Below are 23,621 nucleotides of genomic sequence, written 5' to 3'. Positions count from 1 at the left end.
TGAAATAGACGCCATACAAACTGCACATTGGTAAAATGGTCAATGTCGGGATACAATTTATGTATCTTAAGGAAAGGAGTCTTGCCTTATGAGTCAAAGAGTGTCCTACTATGATGTTGCACCTGAAGGTATGAAGATGATGATGGATATGGAGAAATACACGAAACAATCTTCAATTAACCGAACGACGAGAGAGCTAATTAAAATCAGAGTTTCTCAAATAAACGGCTGTGCTTTCTGCTTAGATATGCATACTTCTGATGCCCGCAAAATGGGCGAAACTGAACAGCGAATTTACTGTTTACATGCTTGGAATGAATGTGATTTTTATTCACCTGAAGAGAAAGCAGCGCTCGAACTATCTGAACACATCACGCTCATTCCCTCTAAAAGGGTTCCTGATGAGCTGTATCATCGAGTGCGAGAACATTACGATGAAAAACAATATGTTGACCTTGTTCTCATCATCAATCAAATAAACAGTTGGAATCGCATCTCTATTGCAATGGGTAATCAAGCAACTTCGAGATAATGAGAAGGAGTAAGATTTTAACGAATCTTACTCCTTCTTTCTCATTCTCTTATTAAAAAGTTCCCTAAATATTCACTTTGAAGTATTTCTCAAATGCGGTTTTCCCGCTTTGTGTCATCCTAACCGCTCTCGTTTTCGGCATACGAACGATCCATTCTTCTTCTAACATGCGCACCAATAAGGCGTTTCCTAACGCCCCTGCAATATGATGCTGCCGCTCACTCCAATCCAAACAGCAGCGGGCAAATGCTCTCCTCTTATGTCGTTGGTGCTCTTCATTGATGCCTAACTTCGAAAAGAACAAAGAACCCTCTGAAGTCACCTCAAAGTTTAAATCGACTTTTTTTAATATTCCCTGCTCAACTAGTGAATGTGTCATTTGCACACCCACATAACCTGCCAGATGATCATAACAGGTTCGGGCGAAATGCAAGTCACTTTTCTCTTTTGAATCTTTTAAAGATGTGACTTTGGCTTTAGGCGCCATACGAAGCAATTGCTCAATCATGTTTGCAGTATCAGAGTTAGACAATCTGTAATACCGATGTCTTCCATGCTTCTCTACACTGATCAGCTTTTCTTCAAGCAATTTTTTCAGGTGAAAACTTGCGGTTTGAGGTTTAATGTTCGCGAGATATGCAAGCTCTCCCGCAGGGTGTATCCTTCCATCCATTAGGGTGAGAAGAATGGAAGAACGCGAGGGATCAGATAGCAACGATGAGATTTTTGCGATATTAGGATTCATGATTTTCCTCCTTACATTCATATTTCGATGATAGTTGAAATGTTAAACCTTTACAATATGAATGTAAGGATGACAAGGAGGAATAAACGTTGGACATTGAAAAACAAGATACTCTTCATTTTAAAGAAATCAAACCAAACATCATGTATTATGGTACCTCTACATTTCTTCTTACCACATTGAATGAAGATGGAACCACTAATATCAGTCCTATGTCTTCTTCTTGGGCTCTCGGAAACTATATTGTCCTTGGAGTTGGACTAGGAGGAAAAGCCATTGAAAATTTGGAAAGACACAAAGAATGTGTCATAAACTTGCCTGGCCCGGAATTATGGGAAAACGTTGAAAGAATTTCGTCTTATAGCGGAAAAAAGAATATACCCCCTTTGAAGAAAGAGCTCGGGTTTACATATAAAAAAGAAAAATACGAGTCAGCAGGCTTAACACCTTTACAATCAAAAACAGTTTCACCAACACGCATTAAAGAATGCCCTATTCACATTGAAGCCGAAGTCAAACATATTCGGTTCCCAGAATATGAGCCATCATTTGCGATTGTAGAGACACAGGCACTACATTTTCACGCCGAGGAGAGTATCATATTGAACGAAAACCATATCAATCCTTCAAAATGGAGTCCGCTGATCTATAATTTTAGACATTATTTTGGTTTAGGCAGAGAAATAGGAAAGACCTTTCGTTCAGAAACATGATCCTTTTTAAGACCGAGCCATGATTTGATCTATTCTAGTAACCCTTGTTATTATCAGATCAAGCGATCATTAGGCTTGGTCTCTTTTTTAGTGAAACATCCATTTAAGGATATAAAAGTTACTTACTTGCCAATTCTTTTATCATTAAACCCAACTCATAAATCCCCTTTTGAAGGTCTTCAAGGGATGCATAAGCATATGATAAGCGAACATAATTCCCTTTTTCCTGAGCATAGATACTGCCGAGATTGAGAAGAATCCCTTTTGATAAAGCTTTAGTATAAAGTAATTTCATTGATATTGAAGGCAATATTTTTATCCAGACAAAGAACCCTCCCTTTGGCATGTTCCATGTCGCAACATCCTTCAAATGGGTTTCTAATGCACTCAAGGCCAATTCTCTTCTCACCTTTAATTGCTGTCTAACCTTTTCTAAATGCTGCTGGTATTGGCCGGATGTAAACCACTCCGCCGCTACTCTCTGGGATAATGAACTGGATCCGTAATCTGTTTGCATTTTAATGTCAGATAAACGTTCAATCACCGGTTCTGGTCCGACTATCCATCCAATCCTCAAGCCCGGACTCAATGTTTTCGATAAACTGCCTATGTATAGCACATGCCCATTTTTATCTATTGTTTTAATAGGATAGGGCGGAATTTCATCTATCCATAACTCGCGATAAATGTCATCTTCAATAATGGGAAGCTGTGTATTCTCACTAGCTGCAATGATTTCTTCCCGCCGCTTTTGCGACATTAAAATACCGGTCGGATTATGAAAACAAGGATTTGTATATAATATAGCCCTTCCCCGTTCCCCTCTTGTGATATGAAGATTTCCCGGCAAAAGTCCCTCATTATCCATAGGAAGCCCGGTCAGTTTCATGCCAGCTGATTGAAATACGTGTAATGAATAAAGGTAAGATGGCTGATCAAGATAAACGGTTGATCCTCTTTGCAAAAGCCCCATCGATATCAGCTGCAGGGCTTGCAATGCTCCCGAAACAATTAGAATGGAAGAAGATGAGGCATTGATGCCAAAGGTTCTTAAATAGTTGCTTAATGCCTCTCTCAACGGAAAATATCCTTTTGGTTCCTCATATCCGAATGCTTCCATGTTTTGAGATACCTTGCCCATCATCTCTTTCATAGCAGTTAAAGGAAAAATCTCAGTTGAAAGTTCGCCTTTACTGAGCTGTATAAGATCCATATTTGATTCTGATTGGTTTATCTCCTGTACGATTTTTTGGCTAGGCTGCTGAATTCCAGAGGTTACATATTGATCCCAATTAGGAGCAGAATTCTTAGCTAATAGTGTCCATGTATTGTTGATAACAACTGTGCCTTTCCCCATTCTGCCTTCTATTAACCCATCTGCCATTAATTCCTCTAAGGCCGTAATCACTGTGCTTCGATTTACCTGAAAGTCTTTTGCAAGCGTGCGCTGGCTTGGAATCTGGCTTCCAATCGGCCACTCTCCATTTCCTATTTTCTCCTTAATAAAATGAACGATTTGTCTGTACTTAGGAAGCTTTTTCGTCTTTTTTTCTTCTGGAAAGCTCATGAAAGCAGTCTCCTTACAACTAAATTGGTTGGGTCAAAATTCGTTTAACTGGTTGAAGTCATATCACCAAATCTTTATTAGTATAGAAACACATTAAATAACTGGTTGGTTTTTGTAAAGAGGAGTGAGAAATATGCGAAAGAAAACAGTTCAAATGATCATATCTAACAGTCTGATGATCGGTTTGTGGGCATCAGCTTTTCCGGGAATTCGCGCAGGTCTGGAAGGGTACACACCAGAACACCTTGCTTTATTTCGTTTGTTAATCGGCTCTATGGCATTATTGCTTTTTGCTGTTTTGACTCAGATGCGATTGCCTGACATGAAAGACATTCCTGCCATTTTTCTGTTAGGGTTTTTAGGTTTTGCACTCTATCACATTTTGCTGAATATCGGTGAAAAAACAGTTAGTGCTGGAGTTGCAAGCTTACTCGTCACCACAGCACCGATCTTTTCTGCCATGTTATCCCGCCTGTTTTTTAGAGAGCGTTTTGGATTTACGAAATGGATTGGCTCTATGATCAGTTTATTGGGTGTGTCATTGATTGCATTTGGGTCTGGAGACTATACCTATTCAATGAAAGGTATTTTGTTCATCCTGCTGGCCGCTTTTTCGGAGAGTATTTATTTCGTTTTTCAACCCCGCTATATAAAAAAATATGGCTTTATCCGATTCGTTACATTTTCAATTTGGGGTGGAACAATACCTATGCTTATATTTCTGCCAGGCTTAGGCGGAGAGATGATGAACGCTTCCATGAACTCAACATTGTCTATTGTTTATTTAGGTTTGCTGCCAACAATCGTGCCTTACTTTGCCCTTGCATATGTCACTTCACTCGTCGGCTCATCAGAAGCAACCCTTTCGCTTTATGCAACACCAGCTTTAGCCTTGCTTATTTCTTGGTTGTGGATAGGTGAAATACCCGCATTCATTTCTCTGCTAGGCGGAGTGGTGACAGTCGGCGGGGTGTGTTTCACCTATTTAAGACAAAACAAAATGAATTGGTATGGAAACGCTCTTAGACACAAATAAAGAGAAGATACCAATATGGTTTGGTATCTTCTTCTTAAGTATCAAATAGAATTGTATCTCCCTAATGCTCTAATCCAACCCCCCCCATTATGCGAATATGGTGAAAATATCCAATTATAGTATGATCTGAAGTTATTAATAATCTATATTAAAGGATGCTATAATGAATTGATAATGTACACTCCAGGATAGATATATTCAATATAATCATGAAATAGGGAATGAATGAAATGATGGATAAAACTAAAATACTTATTATTGAAGATGACGAAGCAATAGCTGATCTACTTTCATACGGGCTTGCGCAGGAAGGTTTTCAAACGTGTACTGAGGCTAACGGCGCTTTAGGATTGAAACAGCTAGATCAATTCAAACCCGATCTTCTGCTGCTCGATTGGATGCTGCCAGATTGCAGCGGATTGGATATCTGTAAAATAGTGACCCATCGCTATAATATCCCTATCCTTATGATCACCGCAAAGTCAGACATCACCGATAAAGTACTTGGGTTGGAATTTGGGGCCGATGATTATATTACAAAGCCATTTGACTTACGCGAGGTTATTGCTAGAATTCGTACGATACTTAGGCGTCTTGAACAAGCTAACCACGTTCATGATCGAGGAACGTCTAATGAGGAACCTATTCAGTTTAAAAATATTGTGATCATCCCAGACGAAAGAATAGTAAAAAAAGACGGGATCATTGTTGATTTGACTCCTAAAGAATTCGATCTGCTTAAGACGTTGATTGACCATCGGGGGAAAATTTTCACACGTTCAGAGCTGTTGGAATTTATCTGGGGATATGATTTTGCCGGGGATACACGTACGGTAGATACTCATATTCAAAGACTCCGTAAAAAACTGAATGCAAGTGACTTGATTAAAACAGTATTTGGCATCGGATATAAATGTGAGAAGCAGGAGGAGTAGAGAGTGTTACGGACCATCAAGGGTAAATTCATTATTGGGTTTTTTCTGATTTTCTCTCTCTCTTTCCTTGTGCTCAATCAAACGGTCAAGAGCGTCATTAGGTCAAGTAATGAAAAAATTGTGACCTCAGATTTAATAGAGTTGAAAAAAAACAGTATTGTGTATATCAACCAAGCGTTTTTAATCAATCATTATAAAAACAATGAACTATACTTCGACGATATGGCTGATGAAATAGTGGAAAGTTTAACTCATTCAACCGGAAGCAATGTAGGTGTTTATAGCGTGGATGGCAATTTGTTGTCTTCTTCTAATAAAACGGTGTTTTCGCAAGGTATTGATGAGGACCTAGAAAAAGCGATTAACGGAAAAAATGCTTATCACATCACCTATGATCGAAATAAAGCACAGGTATTTTTCTCTTATCCAGTTGTCATTGATGGTGCAAAAGTTGGCATATTACGCTTTTCTAAAGATTTTAATCTGCTTTACAAACAAAGTGGAGAGATTTTAAATATTATTTTTTATATCGCCCTTGCGATATTTGTGGCGGCGTTCCTTTTCTCTTATATACTTTCCAGACATATCACGATACCAATCGTCAAGCTGACAGAGGCTACCTCAGAAGTCAAAAAAGGAAAGCTGGATGTGGATATCCACTTTCCTAGAAAAGATGAAATTGGCCAGCTTACTATTAATTTCAATGATATGATTACCAGAATTCGAGATCAAATTTCAACCATCGAAAAAGATCGGGATCGGTTGAAGGAACTTAACGAGCAGGAAAAACGTTTTTTTGACAATATGACCCATGAGCTGAAAACACCTTTGACTTCTATTCAAGGCTATGCGGAAATCATAAAAGAAAAAGGGGAATCAGATCCGAAGTTTTTTAATAAAGGAATGAATCATATTGTTGAAGAAAGCCGGCGTCTGCACAATTTGGTCATAAAACTTCTTGAGGTATCTCGAGAAACATCTAAAAATCGTCATTCCGATAGGATCGATGCAGGAACAATTTTGAAAGATGTATGCGAATCTATGAAATTTCGTGCAGAACGATATAACAAAAAGATCATCTGTGAAATGGACGAAGACCTCTATGTGTATGGCCAAACGAATAGACTGCGCCAACTTTTTATTAATCTTCTGGACAATGCAATCAAATACAGTTTATCGAATTCAAAAATCATGATTAAGGCTAAAGCTGTTGGAGATCAGGTTCTTTTTATATTCAAGAATCCAAGTGATCCATATGATGACACCCAATACACTAAAGTGTTTCAGCCTTTTTATTCGATTAACCAAAAGGTCACGGAAGAAGGAAGTTTAGGCTTGGGTTTAAGCATAGTGAAAACAATTGTTGAGGAACATCAGGGAACAATCAAGATGTTCTACAAAGAAAACCACACTATAATCACGATTGAACTAGCTTACATGAAGGTTGAGAAATGATCATGAAGAACAAACAGTTTATTATTTTATTAGGAATTCTACTGATTTTCGTGATTTTTGTATCCAGTTATAATATGGGAAAAAGATCGGAAACCATTATCATTCCAAACAAGGAAGAAAATCAGAGTGAGGATGATCAGAAGTCCGGCTCCTTTCAAGTGAAGAAGATATATCGCCTCCCCAAAGCTGACCAGTTGCTTGGATGGTCTTCATCGAACGCTATAGTTGGTTTTTTCAAAGGAAATGACTCAACTGAACGTGAAGCGCATCATCTTCAGCGTCTTCCCTTCCCCTTTGAAAAACCTGAAACCCTGAAGAGCATCGAAAGCAATACTGCTAACCTAAAGATGTCTCCCGACGGGAAAAGTATCGTCGGATTAACGATGTCATCGGATAAGACAACATTAAATCTGATGTCATTGACGAACAGAAACAAAAAGGAAATAGCCAGCTTTCCTAGCAAGGATGCCTATGTACAAGATGTTTCATGGTCAAATAATAGCAAATACATTTGTTATCTTGTCATTGATCCTGCGAAAAATGGCCAGACTGCGGTCAATGTATTTCATATAGATTCTGGAACTCTCAAAACGTATCCATTGAAGAATCTTGATGACAAAGAGTCGCCTACAGCAGCGGCAATTTCTGATAATGGACGCAGTTTGCTGTTTACGATGTTACACGGGCAACAATATCGCATTATGACGGGGACCATTAGCGGTGATGGCATCACCATTCAGAACAAGCGGCAGAATAGCTATGACGGGCCTGTTTGGTTAAACAATGACAAATTTGTATTTTTAGGTACCGGAGAAACCTTATACGAATACGATCTCAGAAACAATGAGCTTTCTGTCCTGCTCGAAAATGTAGCTGTTTTCAAGATCTCAAACGACCGAAAGAAAATCGCTTACTCTTTATCTAATAAGGACAATACGTATGCAGGAAAACTGCAAGGGAAAAATATCCTGTACGCAGAACCAATATACCATGGCCCCAATCCATCAGAAATATATTGGAGTCCTGATGGCAGCAACCTGCTCGTTTTTAACCAGAATCAGTATGCCTCAATAGAAAATTCATCAGTGCGATTTTTTGACGCTCACTCTTATATCATTACATTTAAATAATCTATGATTTTAAACCTTATTTCTGTTGAATACGGAAATAAGGTTTTTTTATTGTGTCAGCAAAAGAATGAAAAAGTCCCGCTGCAGTATTCCTGCTTTTTTTGACATTTTGTTTACAAGTTGATCAAACTTCTGCGATATCTTCTATTTATAGTAAAAGAGCATCATTACTATCAAACTTTGTTTCCAAAGTTTCATTCTTATCTATGTGACTAGTTTTGATATTTACAATTGAGGAGTTGGAAAAAGTGTCAAATTCACCAAGAAGGGACCGTAAATTAAATCAAATAGGCAAAATAGGTTTTGGGATATTGATTATTCTAGGTGTCACTTTATTATGCATTTCTTGGAAAGCACTTGCTGGTCCAAAGCAGGAACCAATAAAAGAAAGTGCCGCTACTTCTGAGCAAATGCACAAAGATAAGAACAAAAATACAGCACAGAAAAAGGAGGAACAAAAAACATCACCTGAAATCGGAAAGGTGGTCTATTTAACATTTGATGACGGACCAAACCCTGCTGCATCAGAGAAAATTATGGATTTGCTCCATAAATACAATGCTAAAGGAACGTTTTTCATGTTAAAACCTAATATCGAGCGAAATCCTGCTCTTGTGAGAAAAATGGTAGAAAGCGGTCACTCTGTTGGGTCTCACGGCGTGACGCATCAGGTTTCCGAAATCTATAAATCCCCTGAAAGCTTTGCGACAGAAATGAACGATACGCTGAACTATATCAAAGATACAACCAAAGTCAACACACATTTGATACGAGCACCTTACGGGTCAAAGCCTTACATTACAGGCCCATTTAGAGAAGTTGTTAAGCGTGATCATTTTAATCTATGGGATTGGACAGTTGATTCAGAAGACTGGAAATACACTCACGGCGAATTTGTAAAAAATACAATTCAACAAGTAAACAATCTTGTAGGGAAAGAGCCGCTTGTTGTATTAATGCATGAAAAACCGACTACTGCGGCATATCTAGAAGAATTATTAAAATATTTCCGCGAAAGCGGCTACGACATGAAAGCAATCCATGATTCAATAAAGCCGGTACAATTCAGATTCAATTGAAGTAAAAGTCTAAAGTATCTTATATGAACTAAAAAATATCACGGAGATAAAGGAATTATTTATAAGAGAACCGTTAACCTGTATACCACAATTTCATTCCAAAAATATCTGAGATACGAAGCATAAGATACAGTGCATAACAATTTGTATTAGAATCTACCAATTGTTTAGAAAGGATTATGATAGTGAAAATCGGGAGAAGGAAACTGAAAATGCATAGTATTATATTGTTTATTCTAGCCCTCTTGTTAACCATTGGAGGCCTGACTTGCTACAGTATTTACCGCAACGTAGCAAAATCAGTCAATCATATGTATGAGCCTCTAGATAAAGATTCCAAGCAACAAGATGCTGATATCGGGCATGACCCTATATCCATTCTTTTGCTGGGAATAGATGAGCGTCCCGGTGATAAGGGACGCCCTGATTCGATGATCGTTCTGACGGTAAATCCAGAGACGAAAACATCGACAATGGTCAGTATACCGCGTGATACCAGGGTATTTATGCGATCAAAGAATACCAATATTAAAATGAACTCAGCATATACTTATGAGGGAATTGAAGGTACCGTTCAAACCGTCGAACAATTTTTAAACATTCCAATCAATTACTATATCAAAGTAAATATGGAAGGTTTTAAAGATATTGTAGATGCCATTGGCGGAATAACAGTGCATAATGATTTCCCTTTCACCCTTGAAGGAGTGCATATACCAAAAGGGGAACAGCACCTTGATGGAAAGGTTGCTCTTACATATGCACGGATGAGAAAAGAAGATCCCCGCGGTGATTTTGGGCGCCAGCAGCGGCAGCGTGAAATTATTAATGAAATTATTCACGAAGGCGCACAATTAAAATCACTAAAAAACTATCAAGGAATTTTGACTGCCTTAGAAAAAAATATTCAAACAAACTTAACACTTGATAAAATGATCGATATTCAACGTTCTTATAAAGAAGCCGTTCAACATGTGAAACAGATCGAAATAAAAGGTGAGGATAAAAAAATAGATCACTTATGGTATCATGTTGTAACTGATGAAACGAGAAAGGACTTATCGAAAAAACTTCGCCTGCAATTAAATCTAGAATCTTAAAATAAATGTATTCATAAAACCGCTTATTCAGATATTGAGAAGAGTTCTTATCTCTTCTCTCTTTTTTAGATCAATGTTTTACGATTTCCCGGAATAAAAAATAGAGTATTCGCTTACTGGCTTAAAGCCTAATTTAGCTGCCAATGTAATGGACGCATTGTTGCAAACATCACAATCCCAGCTAGGAATAATCCCGTTCTTCAGACAAAATTCTATAAATTCGCTTGCTACGCAATAAGCTAAACCCATACCTCTATATTCTTCAAGTGTATAGATATCCATTTCCGCACGATTATGTCCTAAAAATATAGAGGTACACTCACTTACAACATGATTGCCATGTAATACGGCAAACCCAAAGCCTTTTGATGAAAAATGTGAGACAGAATCCCAATACTCCTCATAATAAGCTCTGTTAAATTCTGTGCTGTTTGAAATGACGTCTTCATCTATTCTTTTCAGTTCAAGCCCCTTTGGAACCATATCTGTTTTAGAAGGTTTTTGCTGATAAGAAAATGCCACTCTTTTCATTTGATTCAAATCGTCTTTCAGTATTGTGTTCATTACTCTATCCCATGTATCGTTAGAAGAAAACAAGGTAAATCGTTTTGTGGATCTCGCTTGCTCTTCATAATATCCTGCAATGAACTCATTAAAAGCTCGATTCCCTTGGTTTCCTGCAATAAAATAAATTCCTGATTCAGTCCCTATTAAAAACGATCTAGGGAATGTTTGGTCATCTACATAAACAACTCCCGGAATGGTTTGTTCTAATATTGAATAGACAAATGTTGGGCAAAATGTTTCATCAAACAATGTTTTTAAGCCGTTATATTTTTCTTTTGTTAATTCCTGCAAACTGACAACTCCTTTAAAAACAGCGTCTCCTTCATGATTCTGTTAACAAAATCAATTTTCCTCTGTCACAAGCTAAATAACTTCCCTTTTTAAGCGGACAGCTCACGGATCACAGATAAGTTAAACCAAAAAAACAGGTGTCTGCATTAGCCCGCAGACACCTGTTGAACAACACATTGAACTTATATAAACCAAAGAAAAAGCTGAGTATATCTATTAATTATTCCCCAGTTTCAGCAAACTGTTTTAAGCGGTCTCCAATTTCATCACGCACTCTTTGGAAAAATGCCCATTTTTCTTCGTCTGTTCCTTGTGCTTTTGCCGGATCATCAAATCCCCAGTGCTCGCGTTTTACATTCGGCGGCGTCATTGGGCACTTGTCAGCTGCATCACCACAGAGAGTAATAACTAAATCAGCATTGTTTAAAATGTTCGGATCAATTTTATCTGAAGTTTGATTGGAAATATCAATCCCCGCTTCTTTCATTGCTTTGACAGCATTAGGGTTTAATCCATGAGCCTCGATTCCTGCGCTGTACACGTTCCACTTATCACCAAGGTATTTTTTCCCCCACCCTTCAGCCATTTGACTGCGGCAAGAGTTTCCGGTGCATAAAAAGTAGATTGTTTTCTTTGACATGTTTATCTTCTCCTTTTAGAAACATGAATGGATGATCATCAGCCAAAGATACAGGCCGACAAGTGTAATAAATAATGTTGGGACTGTCAAAATGATTCCTGTTTTAAAATACGTGCCCCAGGAAATCTTCACACCTTTTTGTGAAAGGACATGAAGCCATAATAATGTCGCCAAGGAACCAATCGGCGTTATTTTAGGTCCTAAATCTGAACCAATGACATTTGCATATATGAGCGCTTCTCTCATCATTCCATGCGTATCTGTGCCGGCAATAGCCAGTGCATCAATCATGACAGTCGGCAAGTTATTCATAATGGAAGAAAGAATCGCCGCGATAAAGCCCATTCCAATTGTACCTGCGAACATCCCTTGATCAGCGACGGCTTGAATTACATCTGAAAGGACATCTGTCAATCCAGCATTACGGACACCGTACACAACAACGTACATGCCAATTGAAAAGAACACGATAGCCCACGGCGCTCCTTTCAGTACTTTCTTTGTTTGAACGGCTGGGCTCTTTTGCGCAGCAACTAAGAAAAAGATTGCAATGATACCTGCTACAACTGATACAGGAATAGAGAAAAATTCACTGGCAAAATATCCAACTATCAGCAGCCCCAAGATATACCATGATAGCTTGAACATGTTTTGATCTTTTATGGCTTCTTCAGGTTTTTTAACCTCAGTCAGATCATAACGTTTGGGTATGCTTTTTCTAAAGAAAAGGTAAAGTACAATGATACTCGCCAGTAGCGAAAACAAGTTGGGGACAATCATTCTGGATGCATAATCAATAAACGTAATATGAAAATAGTCTGCTGAAACGATGTTGACCAAATTGCTCACTACTAATGGAAGCGAAGTCGTATCTGCAATAAACCCGCTGGCTATGATAAAAGGAAAAACTAATTTTTCATTGAAATGTAATGCTCTGACCATCGCTAATACAATTGGTGTCATTATAAGAGCCGCACCGTCATTTGCAAATAATGCGGCGACGATAGCTCCTAATATAGATACATATATGAACATCCGCACACCGTTTCCTTTTGCAGCCTTAGCCATATGAAGCGCTGCCCATTCAAAGAAACCGATATTATCAAGGATTAACGATATAATAATAATTGCCACAAATGCCAATGTCGCGTTCCACACAATCCCTGTCACAGTTAATACATCATGAAAATTGACAACTCCGGCTATTAGAGCTAAAACAGCTCCTCCACAGGCTGACCACCCAATAGACAAGTTTCTCGGTTGCCATATGACCAAAACCAAAGTTACTAAAAATATCAATAACGCCAAAATCACTGAAGTCAATCTAATGCCTCCTTACTGGCAACACGTTTGAGTTTCCTTTTGTTTGATCTGCTTTAACAATTTGTCCTCCTGATCGATTTGAAGTAAAACAAATTGCAATGTATCAAACTCAGGACATGATCTATTTATTGAATAATAGCGCCATTGCCCTCTTCTATCCTCATTTACAAATCCTGCATTTTTTAATTTTCGCAAATGCTGGCTTATAGCAGGCTGACTCATTTCAAACATATCAACCAATTGACAGACACAATATTCTTTTTCAAGAAATAATTTCATCATCATAAGCCTTGTTTGATCACTAAGTGTTTTTAAACAGCGGGTCATCGTGGCAACTCCTATTTTTGTATCAACAGCCAAATGAACTCCTCCTTCCAAAACAATATAATTAAATCATTATAAATGAGCCAATTCATTATTTATATCACTCCGACATTATATAAGTTATTGTTTATATAAACAATAACTTATATTTGAAACATTAAATAAAATTGATTTGCTTAATGTCACATCTCATGATGAGAATCCTCACTTTGCATACCTTTCGTCATTATAAAAGCTGCATATAGCCTCTTTCATTCATTTCCCTTATGTATAAACTAAGGCAGTTTGCAAAACAAGAAAAAATCCTGTCTGATGAGAACAGGATTTCCGATAATTTTTCACACATTACATCATGATTTTAAATCAACACTCTCCAGTTGCTTTAAATACCTTTGCAGGCGAACCTTAGGGTTTAATTCTATATTTGTTATATGCTTTACATAGCGATTCGCACTTTCGGCGATTTCTTGGTCACTGATTCGATTAGCGCGATATTCAGCAAAGGAAGGCAGATAAGTCATGCCTACTAAATTGGCAGATGCTTGGAACGGCTTTGTCAGTTCGCTTATTGAAAATAAGTTATATCCGCCGGCTTGATAAGAATGTTCAGGTGAACCGATGGACATGGCAGTCACCCACTCTTTTTCATTCAATTTCGTTCCGCCAGGGCCATGAGCCCAGCCAAAAGTAAACACTTCATCAAACCACTGTTTTAACAGCTGGGGACTGCTGTACCAATATAACGGAAACTGAAAAACAATACGGTCATGGGCAAGAAGCTGCTGTTGTTCAAATTCCACATCAATCGGTTGATTGCGATATTTTTCATAGAGATCATGAACAGTTACATCCGGTTCACTTAAAACCGCTTCTTTCCACTTTTTATTTATACGAGAGGATTCGAAGTTCGGATGTACAACGAGTACTAATGTTTTCATATCATCCATTCCTTTCTTTCCTTTGATGTGAATCATTATATGATGTATATTAAGATATAAAAAGTACGCACATTGATTGTATATAGTATCAAAAAGTATACTATTAGGAGTGAACAGCTTGAGAAATAGAAAACTTGGTATTGATTATTCTTCGGATGACTTTGAAGGATGCCCCGTGGAGACAACATTAGATATCATCGGGGGTAAGTGGAAAGGCATTCTCCTTTATCATCTCATTGACGGTAAAAAGAGGTTTAATGAATTCCGAAGATTATATCCTAAAATTACCCAACGCATGCTTACTCTACAATTAAGGGAATTGGAGCGGGATGGCGTGATTCACCGCGAGGTTTATAAACAGGTCCCTCCAAAAGTGGAATACTCTTTAACCGAGTTTGGAAGAACGTTAGAACCTGTTATCCTGCACATGAAAGACTGGGGAGAAAAGTACAGAGACAGAATCAATAAAATTGAAACAACACGTAAAGCTGAAGAAGAAATCTAAATTCAGCAAAATGCAAAAAATACCAAGGGCGTTAAAACCCTTGGTATTTCTATGATTGAGACCCTCACCGATTATTCATCCGCAAGACCTCAATAAAGCGTTTTTGGTTATATCACTGGCGGCATGTCTAAACGTATGGTGGCAAAGAGGGCTATCGTTAAAAAGGTCATTCTTTTTTCTAATGATTATTAAGCTTTCTAAAATTGCTGCCCTTCACTTCAGCTACGTCATATACGGTAACAAAGGCAGTTTTATCAATATCATTAATAATTTCCTTTAGTTTGGTTTCTTCTAAGCGGTTGATGACACATGTGATTTCTTTAAATTTCTCGTGGGAAAAACCCCCGTAAGCTTCTTTATATGTGGCGCTTCGGCCTAATTGATCACGTATGGTCTCTACCATCAATTCAGGTTGGGTTGTAATAATTTGAAACATTTTAGAACCGCTTAAGCCTTCCTCAACGACATGAATGACTTTCGATGCAATGTAGTAAGCAATGACTGAAAGCAATGCCCCTTTCAAGCCAAATACAGTGGAAACAAAAATAAACACAAAAAGGTTTAAGAATAAAATGAGATCGCTCGTTCCAAATGGCAGTTTTCGGGATAGCAGCACAGCAAGCATATCAATCCCATCTAATGCGCCGCCATTACGCAGCGCCAACCCCATTCCGAATCCAAGGATAATCCCGCCAACAACGGTGATTAACAAGGTATCTCCCTCTATAATAGCGGGTGTGTGGTGGAAAAAACTTGTCCCCGCAGCGAGTGATATGATTCCGATAATTGATAATAACGCAAAGCTTTTCCCAATTTGCTTATATCCTAACCAAACAAACGGAATGTTAATGACAGCAATAAGAATCCCCAGCGGCAAATTGAATAGCTGTGAACCAACAATGCTGAGGCCTGTCACCCCTCCATCAGAGACACTGTTCGGAATCAAAACTGTTTCTAATCCATATGCCGCTATGATTCCTCCAATAATGACCATGATGACTTGCAGTATCTTTTTCACTTTAAATTTCTTATGTTTTTCGATTCTATTCATACCATTCCTCATTTCTCAAATATTTCGTTATATTTAAATATACCATAAGAGATATTTTCAGCTAAAAACATGCGTTTTTTTAAATAAATTAATTAACAGTAAGGTGTAACCCCTCTTTGACTTAGAACATATGTGCAGTGCCGCCTGTTGAGCAAGCGGCCCTTTCAGTTCAGATCGTGAACCGCCCTCAAACTTCAACACCGAAAATCCTAATTTATTCTGATATGATACTTAAAAAAGGAGGTTTGATTACAATGAATAGCCTGTGCCGCAGTAAACAAGCCCCATTTGAATACACCTTATCTCTAATAGGGGGCAAATGGAAAATGAGAATTCTCTATGAGTTAGGGTGTGAAAAAACGATGAGATACGGCGAGCTGAAAAGGGCTATGCCTTTCATCACGCATAAAATGTTAAGCGCACAACTTAAGGAATTGCAAACTGACGGCCTTATTCATCGGTCTGAGGTTTCTCAAATCCCACTGAAAGTAGAGTATTCGTTATCTGACAGAGGCTATCTTTGTATCCCCTCATAGATGAAATGTGTAAGTGGGGAATAGCACAAGGAATGCCTCATATGTAAAAGCTACTTACAAAAAAGTGCGTACTTGTTTCCCAATGAGGGGAATTTTATACTGAATGAAAATACTTCGTTAGGAGGAAAAAATGACAAAACAAGTCTATATCATTCCTGGCTACAGAGCCTCCTCAACAAATCATTGGTTCCCTTGGCTGAAAAAACGTCTGCTCGCAGATGGGGTCCAAGCAGACATTTTAAACATGCCTAATCCGCTCCAGCCAAGACTTGAGGATCGGCTGGATACACTCTCTTTTTATCAACACACTTTACATGAAAATACGTATTTGGTTGCGCACAGCTTAGGGTGCCCCGCCATTTTGAGATTTTTGGAACATATTCAATTACGAAAACAACTTGGCGGAATCATACTTGTTTCCGGCTTTGCCAAATCATTGCCCACTTTAAAGATATTAGATGAATTTACACAGGGATCGTTTGATCATCAAAAAATCATCGAGTCCGCGAAGCACCGTGCTGTCATTGCTTCTAAGGACGACCAAATTGTTCCATTTTCATGGAGCAAGGATCTGGCACAACAAATTGACGCTGCGTTATACGAAGTCCAGCACGGGGGTCATTTTCTAGAAAATGAAGGGTTTACTTCTTTGCCTATTGTTTATGATGTTTTAACCTCTTATTTTTCAAAAGAAACTCGCTAAAATCTTTCACCCATCTGCTTCACTCGAGCCCGCGAAAAACGGGCTTTCTGAGTTATTGTTTCATCAATACAGATAACTCACCTTCAAATACTTTTTCTTCTTTTTGATTATAAGTAGATAACAATACAGTGAGTATTCCCAATTCATTTCTCTTTGGCTGCTTATCAAGAACCTCAACAATTGTGTGCAGTTCATCATCAGGATATACGGGTTTTATAAATTTAATGTTATTCATTTCTGTTCCGGCAATCACATCGTCTCCATAGAAACCTTCTTCAATCCAAAGTTTAAAAGAAATGCCCAGCGTTTGTATTCCGGAAGCGATAATTCCATTAAATCTGCCTTTATTCGCTTTTTCTTCATCTAAATGCATATACTGAGGATCAAATTCACCCGCAAACCGCATAATATCATCTTTTGTTACTTTTAGTGATTTCGTTTTGAATACCTGACCAATTGTAAACTCATCTAATTTCATCCTTACACCTCTATTTTGTCAATTATGTACTTGTTTATTTTAGCACTGCCAAAACAGTTAATAAAAAAATCGTTCCGGAATTTTTTTCATCTCCCTATCCTCCAAAGCGTTTCATGAAGACGTAAGGTTATAATTTGTATAGTAAAAGAAGTATTTATTCGCCATAAAAAAGAGAAAGATGGATCAATTGCATGAGACAATATTTCACAACCAGAGAAACCGCTATCCTTTCGAATATCAGAGTATTTTATTTTATAATCTAAACTGAAAGCACCCTCATATCTTCCAGGCAGCTTTCAGTTTTTTTATGCCTTCCTGTATGTTGAATTCAGAAACCCCTGCAAATCCAAGTGAGACCGTTTTTGTAGGAGGATGGTCTTTATAGGAAAGAGATACAGGATAAATTTTTACTCCATGTTCCTTTGCCTTCTCAATTAACTCTTTTTCACTAAATGGCAAATAAACGTCAAGTAAGATGCGAAGTCCAGAGCTTTCTCCGCGAATTCTGACATGCTCCCCTAATTCTCTTTGCACAGTTTCAAGTAAAATGGCTCTTTTTTTACGGTAAAGCTTTCTCATTCTGTTGATGTGTTTTTGCCACTCTCCATTTTTTATAAAGTCAGCTAGCGTGAGCTGACTGTGGCAGGATACCGTTTGCTTATATAATGACGTGATTTCATGGCCTTTTTTTAAAAGAGGCGAAGGAAGAATCATATAGCTGATGCGCAGCGAGGGAAGAAGAGACTTGGAAAAAGTGCCCATATAAATGACACGGTTATGCTGGTCTAGCCCTTGTAAGGAAGGAACCGGCTGTCCTGTGTATCTAAATTCCCCATCATAATCATCCTCTATGATAAAAGATTGATTTTCAGCCGCCCATTTGAGCAGTTCAATTCTTCTGTTAATCGTCATAATGGTTCCCAGCGTAAATTGGTGAGAAGGCGTGACATATATAAGGTTTGGCTGCTGCTCTTTGATCTTCTGTATACAGATTCCTTCATTATCAACTGGTATAGGAAGAATATTCATACGATTGGCTTCAAAAATCTTGCGTGCTCTTGGATAACCTGGATCCTCATATCCTATGAAAATATTCGGCTCAAAAACCTGGCACAAGATTTGCAGAAGAATAGGGTTCCCGGCACCTATGATGACTTGTTCAGGGGCACAATGAACACCGCGTGATTGATACAGGTACTCTGCAATGAGTGTTCTTAGCTCAAACTCTCCTAAAACATGTCCCGGCCGATAAAGCTCGTGGCCATATTGGTCTAAACTATTGACCATGCTTCTTCGCCATGCAGAAAAAGGGAAGTAAGAAGAATCTACATTTCCATAGTGAAAATCAATCCATTGTTTATGTTCTTGGGCTTTTTCTTCACTTGGTGATGCGCTTGGCATTTTACGATAGGCAAAATCAGAATCATGATAATCAGCAAACCATCCGCTTCTGGGCTTGCTTATGATATAGCCCTCAGCAGCAAGCTGTTCATAGGCACGTTCTACAGTCGTTTGACTGATGGAAAGCTGACTCGCCAGGAGTCTTTTGGAAGGGAGCTTCATTCCTTTTTGAATACGCCCCTGATGCATGTTTTCTTTGAAATAGCGATAAAGCTGCTGATAAAGCGGAATATCCAGATTTCTATTCAAAAAAGGCGTGATATCCATTTACACATTGTTCTCCTAACTGGTATGCATTTTTTTATGAAAACTGGCTGTTTATAAAAGGTCAATTCCAGTTTATAGTCATTGTAATCCTTAGATACCTTGTTTGTTAAGAAAATTCAGATCAATAGTGAATGAAAGAAACATATTTGGAGTGATTGTCATGAACAAAACAACAAATGGCTGGATAAATGGTTTTATAGGCGTACTCATTTTCAGCGGCTCGCTGCCTGCAACCCGCTTGGCGGTGACGGACTTCAACCCATTGTTCCTCACCGTATGCCGCGCTGCGATAGCTGGTGTATTGGCTGGATGTCTCCTACTCATCTTCCGGCAGCAGCATCCTGCCAAAAGAGACATCATTTCACTATTGGTGGTAGCATTCGGCGTAGTAATCGGTTTCCCGTTGCTGACAGCCTTAGCACTTCAGTATGTCACATCCGCACATGCCATTGTCTTCGTTGGGCTTCTTCCGCTCGCGACGGCGATTTTCGGTGTACTGCGCGGAGGCGAACGCCCCCGCCCAGTCTTCTGGATTTTCTCAGCTGCTGGCAGCTTACTAGTAGCAGGGTTCGCTCTGATCCAAGGGGGAGGATCATCCCCGCTCGGCGACGCGTACATGCTGGCTTCTATCGTCGTATGCGGTCTTGGTTATGCAGAAGGTGCTAGGCTTTCACGGCGTCTGGGGAATTGGCAGGTGATCTCTTGGGCACTCGTTCTGTCGCTTCCTCTTATGCTGCCTTTGTCGTTCTTTTTTACACCGGACTCATGGTCAGGCATCGGCGTTCCTGCGCTGCTCAGTCTTGCCTATGTGTCCTTATTCAGCATGCTGATCGGCTTCGTGTTCTGGTATCGAGGTCTCGCCCAAGGCGGAATTGCGGCGGTTGGTCAGCTGCAGCTTCTCCAGCCTTTCTTTGGACTGCTGCTTGCCTCAGTGATTCTGCACGAGAAAGTGGGCTGGGCGCTCGTGGCAGTGAATATCGCCGTTATCATGTGCGTGGCTGCTGCTCGGCGATTTGCAAAGTAAGGCAGGCCATTTTAAAAAAGGCCGATGAGTAAAAACAAATGAAGGTATGAAAAATACCAAGGGCCGCAGCCCTTGGTATTTTTCATGCGGCCGAGAGGACTTGAACCTCATGGGTTAATTGTCCACTAGCCCTCAATACAGTAAAAGGTCTCTCTACTTGTTAATCACAATCGATAATTTATAATTGACATGCTTGTTTAATACTACTAAAAATTGATCTAACATTTCATTAGACGGAAATCTGCATTCAAGCAGATAACAGCCATCGCCGCTAATTTTATAATTATTGATTACAAATTTCTCTTGTGTTTTGATAAATGACAGATATGGCTGATGATGGGTGCTTTTTGTATAGATATTAAGCAAAGCATGTATATAACACCCTAATTTCACTTGGTTCACTTTAATTGTATATCCCTCAATCACACCGTTGTCTTCTAATTTTGCAACCCTCGAGGCTGCTGCTTGCCCTGTTAAATGAACTTTTTCTCCTAATTCTTTCATCGTAATACGGCTATTTTTAGATAACTCTTCTAATATTTGCACGTCTGTGTGATCCAACATGAAATCAAATCCCTTCAATATTCGTTAAGAATAAAATCCTCCTGTTCATCCTCTCTCTAAAAAGGTGCAGTCCTGCACATTACTTTAAAAATTCGTTTTCTTATCCGTGCTTTAAATTACCCTGATTCTACTTTAGTGACAATTTATACAAAATAAAATACATACTTTCAAAAATCAAGTCAATCGACAGAAAGACTTGATTAGTTCCATGTATTTATTCAGCGGCTGTATGTAAACTATACATCACACATTAAAGAAAAGGAGTTTTATACATGAACATTCAACAAATTCGTAATGCTACACTTGTTGTCGAATATGCAGGCAAAACGTTTTTAATAGATCCAATGTTAGCTGAGAAAGGTGCTTACCCTCCATTCCCAAATGCGCCAAGACAGGATCAAAACAACCCTTTGGTTGAATTGCCAACTTCTGTCGACAATATTATTCACCATATTGATGCTGTCATTGTAACTCATTTACATGATGATCATTGGGATGAGGCAGCTAAAGAGTTATTGCCAAAAGATATCAAGTTGTTCTCCCAAAATGAAGACGATGCAAAAGAAATACGAAATGCCGGATTCAAAAACGTCGAAGTTTTAACAAAGGATACAGTCTTTGAAGGCATTCAATTAATCAAAACCAAAGGCGAACACGGAAGAGGAGAAATTTTGAAACTTGCAGGACTTGTATGCGGCGTTGTGTTCAAGCACCAAAGTGAAAAAACGTTATATGTAGCCGGAGATACAGTCTGGTATGATGCGGTTCAAGAAGAGATTGATACACATCAGCCAGACATCATTGTAGTGAACGGCGGAGATAATCAATTCTTTGAAGGCGGTTCTCTCGTCATGGGTAAAGAAGATATCTATGAAACGTATAAGGCTGCTGCAAAAGCAAAAATCATCGTGAGCCACATGGAGGCTGTCAACCATTGGGGATTATCAAGAGAAGAATTAAAATCCTTTATTCATGAAAACGGAATCTCCTCTCGTGTGTTAGTGCCTGATGATGGCGAATCATATTCATTTTAAATGTTACTGCTTTAAGGAGAGATCTGAGAAGAAAAACTATGATGCTTTCCAAGATTTCAAAATGCTAATTTAAGCGAATATGGCTGTAGGGACTGCCTTGTAGCTGTTTATTTTATACTTGAAGCCAAGCATCAAGAAACTCGATTTACTGATGTCCCTGCAAATTGGGAAATTCGTTGCATTTTCTCTTATGATTTTATTGCGTATTGAAGAGTAAAACCATTGAACAAAGATCATATCAGATGTGCACGATATTCTTCATCATCAGCTTGGCATTCCTTCGCTAGTGAGAGAAATATATCAACTGGATCAAGCAATGGCTTGGTCTTTTTTTCATCTGTATTCCCGTTGAGATCGTAAAAGCGCAACTCTTGCTCGTAATCATTCTTCGTGGCATTAATGCCCCACCATCTATTGCCATTATACAATCCTCTCTAACAATTCTCCCACTTTTTCTGCCATGACATGCGGCGGATAAGGCATTTCGTTTTTTAACCACCATTCCACTACTCCTACGTAAGCATTTGCAACAAATTCAACAATGACATCTTCACTTTGGCCATGATTTTTTCCTTTCGTTATATCGACATCTTTCTTGAACTCTTCGATATTAAACTTAAGGAACTGACTGCGAAAATATCGAGCTCCTTCACTGGCTAACATCGTGGAAAAGAATAAATAATTACTCTCAAGGTATTCCATGCAGTGTACGGTCGATCCAATCCAGTCCATTTCAGTTGCCGATTCACAAAAATTCCCCATATTGTTGATATGCTCTTCCATAATCTTTTCTAATAGATCAAATTTATCTAAGTAATGAAGATAGATAGTTCCCCGGTTCACATTTGCCCTGTCGGAAATTTCCTTGATCGTAATATGATCAAAACTTTTTTCAGTCATCAGCTCAATCAGAGCCCTTTTAATAGCCTCTTGACTTTTGGTTATTCTTCTATCCACTTTGGACATAGCTTTTCACCTAACTTTCTTAAGATAATCAACAATTTAGAGTGGAATGTTGAATAATCAACAAATCGCTTGAATTTAACCATTGTACGCACCATGTTTCTATTTACAATAATAAACAAATGTTGATTAATGAATCATGTTTTTTTGGATGAAGTCAATGTCCATTTTAGTGACAAGAGAATTATTTTGTAAACACAAAGAAAGGGCGTTATGTCAAAATACAGAGAAAATGATGGAATGAGTCCGCTTATCTAAATTCAAATTTGACCCGCAACCCAACGATAAATCCGTCAAGAAGCAGACTTGTATCAAAAATATCTTATGAGGTGAAGAATGATTAAAAGACAATTTACGATCATTAATGAAACAGGATTTGCGAGACCAGCTACCCTATTAGTCAGTTTGGCTCATCGGTTTACATCTGATATTTTTCTCGAACATCAAGGGAAAACTGTCAACCTCAAACAAGCACCAAAATCCATCATGGACATTATGGATTTAGGAATTAAACCCGGAACCGAAATATATATATACGCTCATGGAGCCGACGAAGCGAAGGCTATTCAAAAAATGAAAGAGCATTTAATAAAAAACGATTATATACAGTAATCAATGTTCAATTCATGCCATCATATCAAATATAGCCCAGCGTCTGTTTTGTTTTTGGTACAGCCGCAGACGGTTCTTCATATCAAAACCAGACACACAATGATCGAT

Annotated in this window: 25 protein-coding genes and 1 pseudogene; 14 read left to right on the top strand and 12 right to left on the bottom strand. The window is 38.5% G+C overall.

Features of this window, described 5'->3' with window-relative positions:
• Positions 1–88: 88 nt before the first annotated feature.
• A complete protein-coding gene (locus tag GYO_RS25330; protein WP_014112803.1) occupies positions 89–532 on the top strand; it encodes a carboxymuconolactone decarboxylase family protein in 444 nt (147 codons plus the stop codon).
• A 64-nt stretch (positions 533–596) separates the two neighbouring features.
• Here the strand turns inward: GYO_RS25330 and GYO_RS25325 are convergent, their stop codons facing one another.
• Positions 597–1,277, bottom strand: a complete 681-nt coding sequence (locus GYO_RS25325) for an ArsR/SmtB family transcription factor (protein WP_014112802.1) — start codon at positions 1,275–1,277, stop codon at positions 597–599.
• 89 nt (positions 1,278–1,366) lie between these two features.
• Here GYO_RS25325 and GYO_RS25320 point away from each other — a divergent pair, with 89 nt between their 5' ends.
• Positions 1,367–1,990: a flavin reductase family protein gene (locus tag GYO_RS25320; RefSeq protein WP_014112801.1), complete on the top strand. Its 624-nt coding sequence runs from the start codon at positions 1,367–1,369 to the stop codon at positions 1,988–1,990.
• Between the two features lie 118 nt (positions 1,991–2,108).
• Here the strand turns inward: GYO_RS25320 and GYO_RS25315 are convergent, their stop codons facing one another.
• Positions 2,109–3,557: an aminotransferase-like domain-containing protein gene (locus GYO_RS25315; RefSeq protein WP_014112800.1), complete on the bottom strand. Its 1,449-nt coding sequence runs from the start codon at positions 3,555–3,557 to the stop codon at positions 2,109–2,111.
• 133 nt (positions 3,558–3,690) lie between these two features.
• On the opposite strand from GYO_RS25315, the gene GYO_RS25310 reads away from it, so the two are divergent.
• The 6 genes from GYO_RS25310 to GYO_RS25285 all read left to right on the top strand — a co-directional run bounded on the left by GYO_RS25310 (position 3,691) and on the right by GYO_RS25285 (position 10,292).
• Positions 3,691–4,593, top strand: coding sequence for a DMT family transporter (locus GYO_RS25310; protein ID WP_014112799.1), 903 nt, complete (start codon positions 3,691–3,693; stop codon positions 4,591–4,593).
• 233 nt (positions 4,594–4,826) lie between these two features.
• Entirely contained in the window at positions 4,827–5,528 is a 702-nt protein-coding gene (locus GYO_RS25305) for a response regulator transcription factor (RefSeq protein ID WP_041521135.1), read from the top strand.
• 3 nt (positions 5,529–5,531) lie between these two features.
• Positions 5,532–6,983 carry a sensor histidine kinase gene (locus GYO_RS25300; RefSeq protein ID WP_014112797.1) on the top strand — a complete coding sequence of 484 codons (1,452 nt, stop codon included), beginning with the start codon at positions 5,532–5,534 and terminating at the stop codon, positions 6,981–6,983.
• Complete coding sequence (locus tag GYO_RS25295) at positions 6,980–8,113, top strand: hypothetical protein (RefSeq protein ID WP_014112796.1); 1,134 nt, start codon at positions 6,980–6,982, stop codon at positions 8,111–8,113. The genes GYO_RS25300 and GYO_RS25295 overlap by 4 nt, the downstream gene beginning before the upstream one ends.
• A gap of 248 nt (positions 8,114–8,361) precedes the next feature.
• Positions 8,362–9,192: a polysaccharide deacetylase family protein gene (locus GYO_RS25290; protein WP_014112795.1), complete on the top strand. Its 831-nt coding sequence runs from the start codon at positions 8,362–8,364 to the stop codon at positions 9,190–9,192.
• 212 nt (positions 9,193–9,404) lie between these two features.
• A complete protein-coding gene (locus tag GYO_RS25285) occupies positions 9,405–10,292 on the top strand; it encodes an LCP family glycopolymer transferase (protein ID WP_080010055.1) in 888 nt (295 codons plus the stop codon).
• Between the two features lie 78 nt (positions 10,293–10,370).
• On the opposite strand, the gene GYO_RS25280 is transcribed toward GYO_RS25285, so the two are convergent.
• The 5 genes from GYO_RS25280 to GYO_RS25260 all read right to left on the bottom strand — a co-directional run bounded on the left by GYO_RS25280 (position 10,371) and on the right by GYO_RS25260 (position 14,384).
• Positions 10,371–11,150: a GNAT family N-acetyltransferase gene (locus tag GYO_RS25280; protein WP_014112793.1), complete on the bottom strand. Its 780-nt coding sequence runs from the start codon at positions 11,148–11,150 to the stop codon at positions 10,371–10,373.
• Between the two features lie 220 nt (positions 11,151–11,370).
• Positions 11,371–11,790, bottom strand: a complete 420-nt coding sequence (arsC, locus tag GYO_RS25275; RefSeq protein WP_014112792.1) for an arsenate reductase (thioredoxin) — start codon at positions 11,788–11,790, stop codon at positions 11,371–11,373.
• 15 nt (positions 11,791–11,805) lie between these two features.
• On the bottom strand, positions 11,806–13,113 hold the full coding sequence (locus GYO_RS25270; protein ID WP_014112791.1) for an arsenical efflux pump membrane protein ArsB: 1,308 nt from the start codon (positions 13,111–13,113) through the stop codon (positions 11,806–11,808).
• 12 nt (positions 13,114–13,125) lie between these two features.
• Entirely contained in the window at positions 13,126–13,440 is a 315-nt protein-coding gene (gene aseR, locus GYO_RS25265) for a metal-responsive transcriptional regulator AseR (RefSeq protein WP_041521134.1), read from the bottom strand.
• Between the two features lie 347 nt (positions 13,441–13,787).
• The gene (locus GYO_RS25260) at positions 13,788–14,384 is read right to left on the bottom strand and encodes an NAD(P)H-dependent oxidoreductase (protein ID WP_080010054.1); all 597 of its coding nucleotides are present in this window, start codon (positions 14,382–14,384) and stop codon (positions 13,788–13,790) included.
• Between the two features lie 109 nt (positions 14,385–14,493).
• On the opposite strand from GYO_RS25260, the gene GYO_RS25255 reads away from it, so the two are divergent.
• Positions 14,494–14,880, top strand: coding sequence for a winged helix-turn-helix transcriptional regulator (locus GYO_RS25255; protein WP_041520865.1), 387 nt, complete (start codon positions 14,494–14,496; stop codon positions 14,878–14,880).
• 178 nt (positions 14,881–15,058) lie between these two features.
• Here GYO_RS25255 and GYO_RS25250 read toward each other — a convergent pair whose 3' ends face one another.
• Positions 15,059–15,931, bottom strand: a complete 873-nt coding sequence (locus GYO_RS25250; RefSeq protein ID WP_014112786.1) for a YitT family protein — start codon at positions 15,929–15,931, stop codon at positions 15,059–15,061.
• Positions 15,932–16,185: 254 nt separating this feature from the next.
• Here GYO_RS25250 and GYO_RS25245 point away from each other — a divergent pair.
• Positions 16,186–16,514 (top strand): annotated as a pseudogene (locus tag GYO_RS25245) (winged helix-turn-helix transcriptional regulator).
• An 83-nt stretch (positions 16,515–16,597) separates the two neighbouring features.
• On the top strand, positions 16,598–17,170 hold the full coding sequence (locus GYO_RS25240; RefSeq protein WP_014112785.1) for an alpha/beta hydrolase: 573 nt from the start codon (positions 16,598–16,600) through the stop codon (positions 17,168–17,170).
• A gap of 52 nt (positions 17,171–17,222) precedes the next feature.
• Here the strand turns inward: GYO_RS25240 and GYO_RS25235 are convergent, their stop codons facing one another.
• Together GYO_RS25235 and pdxR are read right to left on the bottom strand one after the other, a co-directional pair.
• Positions 17,223–17,648, bottom strand: a complete 426-nt coding sequence (locus GYO_RS25235; RefSeq protein ID WP_014112784.1) for a MaoC family dehydratase — start codon at positions 17,646–17,648, stop codon at positions 17,223–17,225.
• Positions 17,649–17,924: 276 nt separating this feature from the next.
• Positions 17,925–19,316, bottom strand: a complete 1,392-nt coding sequence (gene pdxR / locus GYO_RS25230) for a MocR-like pyridoxine biosynthesis transcription factor PdxR (RefSeq protein ID WP_014112783.1) — start codon at positions 19,314–19,316, stop codon at positions 17,925–17,927.
• A 160-nt stretch (positions 19,317–19,476) separates the two neighbouring features.
• Between pdxR and GYO_RS25225 the strand changes: the two genes are divergently transcribed.
• A complete protein-coding gene (locus GYO_RS25225; protein ID WP_014112782.1) occupies positions 19,477–20,340 on the top strand; it encodes a DMT family transporter in 864 nt (287 codons plus the stop codon).
• A 153-nt stretch (positions 20,341–20,493) separates the two neighbouring features.
• Here GYO_RS25225 and GYO_RS25220 read toward each other — a convergent pair whose 3' ends face one another.
• The gene (locus GYO_RS25220; RefSeq protein WP_014112781.1) at positions 20,494–20,904 is read right to left on the bottom strand and encodes an Lrp/AsnC family transcriptional regulator; all 411 of its coding nucleotides are present in this window, start codon (positions 20,902–20,904) and stop codon (positions 20,494–20,496) included.
• Positions 20,905–21,176: 272 nt separating this feature from the next.
• On the opposite strand from GYO_RS25220, the gene GYO_RS25215 reads away from it, so the two are divergent.
• A complete protein-coding gene (locus GYO_RS25215) occupies positions 21,177–21,938 on the top strand; it encodes an MBL fold metallo-hydrolase (RefSeq protein ID WP_014112780.1) in 762 nt (253 codons plus the stop codon).
• Positions 21,939–22,358: 420 nt separating this feature from the next.
• Here the strand turns inward: GYO_RS25215 and GYO_RS25205 are convergent, their stop codons facing one another.
• A complete protein-coding gene (locus GYO_RS25205) occupies positions 22,359–22,904 on the bottom strand; it encodes a TetR/AcrR family transcriptional regulator (protein WP_014112778.1) in 546 nt (181 codons plus the stop codon).
• Between the two features lie 333 nt (positions 22,905–23,237).
• Here GYO_RS25205 and GYO_RS25200 point away from each other — a divergent pair, with 333 nt between their 5' ends.
• Entirely contained in the window at positions 23,238–23,513 is a 276-nt protein-coding gene (locus GYO_RS25200) for an HPr family phosphocarrier protein (protein WP_014112777.1), read from the top strand.
• Positions 23,514–23,621 lie beyond the last annotated feature (108 nt).

The organism is Bacillus spizizenii TU-B-10 (assembly GCF_000227465.1).
In the GTDB taxonomy this organism is placed as follows: Bacteria; Bacillota; Bacilli; order Bacillales; family Bacillaceae; genus Bacillus; species Bacillus spizizenii.
Note: the sequence above shows the minus strand (reverse complement) of the source record. Positions and strands in the feature narration are given on the sequence as shown.

Excerpts from the sequence above, each read along its gene's own strand:
- pdxR (WP_014112783.1), bottom strand. The coding sequence starts at position 19,316 with ATGGATATCACGCCTTTTTTGAATAGAAATCTGGATATTCCGCTTTAT.
- GYO_RS25330 (WP_014112803.1), top strand. The coding sequence starts at position 89 with ATGAGTCAAAGAGTGTCCTACTATGATGTTGCACCTGAAGGTATGAAG.
- GYO_RS25295 (WP_014112796.1), top strand. The coding sequence starts at position 6,980 with ATGATCATGAAGAACAAACAGTTTATTATTTTATTAGGAATTCTACTG.
- arsC (WP_014112792.1), bottom strand. The coding sequence starts at position 11,790 with ATGTCAAAGAAAACAATCTACTTTTTATGCACCGGAAACTCTTGCCGC.
- GYO_RS25240 (WP_014112785.1), top strand. The coding sequence starts at position 16,598 with ATGACAAAACAAGTCTATATCATTCCTGGCTACAGAGCCTCCTCAACA.
- GYO_RS25205 (WP_014112778.1), bottom strand. The coding sequence starts at position 22,904 with ATGTCCAAAGTGGATAGAAGAATAACCAAAAGTCAAGAGGCTATTAAA.
- GYO_RS25235 (WP_014112784.1), bottom strand. The coding sequence starts at position 17,648 with ATGAAATTAGATGAGTTTACAATTGGTCAGGTATTCAAAACGAAATCA.
- GYO_RS25325 (WP_014112802.1), bottom strand. The coding sequence starts at position 1,277 with ATGAATCCTAATATCGCAAAAATCTCATCGTTGCTATCTGATCCCTCG.
- GYO_RS25260 (WP_080010054.1), bottom strand. The coding sequence starts at position 14,384 with ATGGATGATATGAAAACATTAGTACTCGTTGTACATCCGAACTTCGAA.
- GYO_RS25220 (WP_014112781.1), bottom strand. The coding sequence starts at position 20,904 with ATGTTGGATCACACAGACGTGCAAATATTAGAAGAGTTATCTAAAAAT.
- GYO_RS25315 (WP_014112800.1), bottom strand. The coding sequence starts at position 3,557 with ATGAGCTTTCCAGAAGAAAAAAAGACGAAAAAGCTTCCTAAGTACAGA.
- GYO_RS25215 (WP_014112780.1), top strand. The coding sequence starts at position 21,177 with ATGAACATTCAACAAATTCGTAATGCTACACTTGTTGTCGAATATGCA.
- GYO_RS25225 (WP_014112782.1), top strand. The coding sequence starts at position 19,477 with ATGAACAAAACAACAAATGGCTGGATAAATGGTTTTATAGGCGTACTC.
- GYO_RS25250 (WP_014112786.1), bottom strand. The coding sequence starts at position 15,931 with ATGAATAGAATCGAAAAACATAAGAAATTTAAAGTGAAAAAGATACTG.
- GYO_RS25305 (WP_041521135.1), top strand. The coding sequence starts at position 4,827 with ATGGATAAAACTAAAATACTTATTATTGAAGATGACGAAGCAATAGCT.
- aseR (WP_041521134.1), bottom strand. The coding sequence starts at position 13,440 with ATGACCCGCTGTTTAAAAACACTTAGTGATCAAACAAGGCTTATGATG.
- GYO_RS25310 (WP_014112799.1), top strand. The coding sequence starts at position 3,691 with ATGCGAAAGAAAACAGTTCAAATGATCATATCTAACAGTCTGATGATC.
- GYO_RS25200 (WP_014112777.1), top strand. The coding sequence starts at position 23,238 with ATGATTAAAAGACAATTTACGATCATTAATGAAACAGGATTTGCGAGA.
- GYO_RS25285 (WP_080010055.1), top strand. The coding sequence starts at position 9,405 with ATGCATAGTATTATATTGTTTATTCTAGCCCTCTTGTTAACCATTGGA.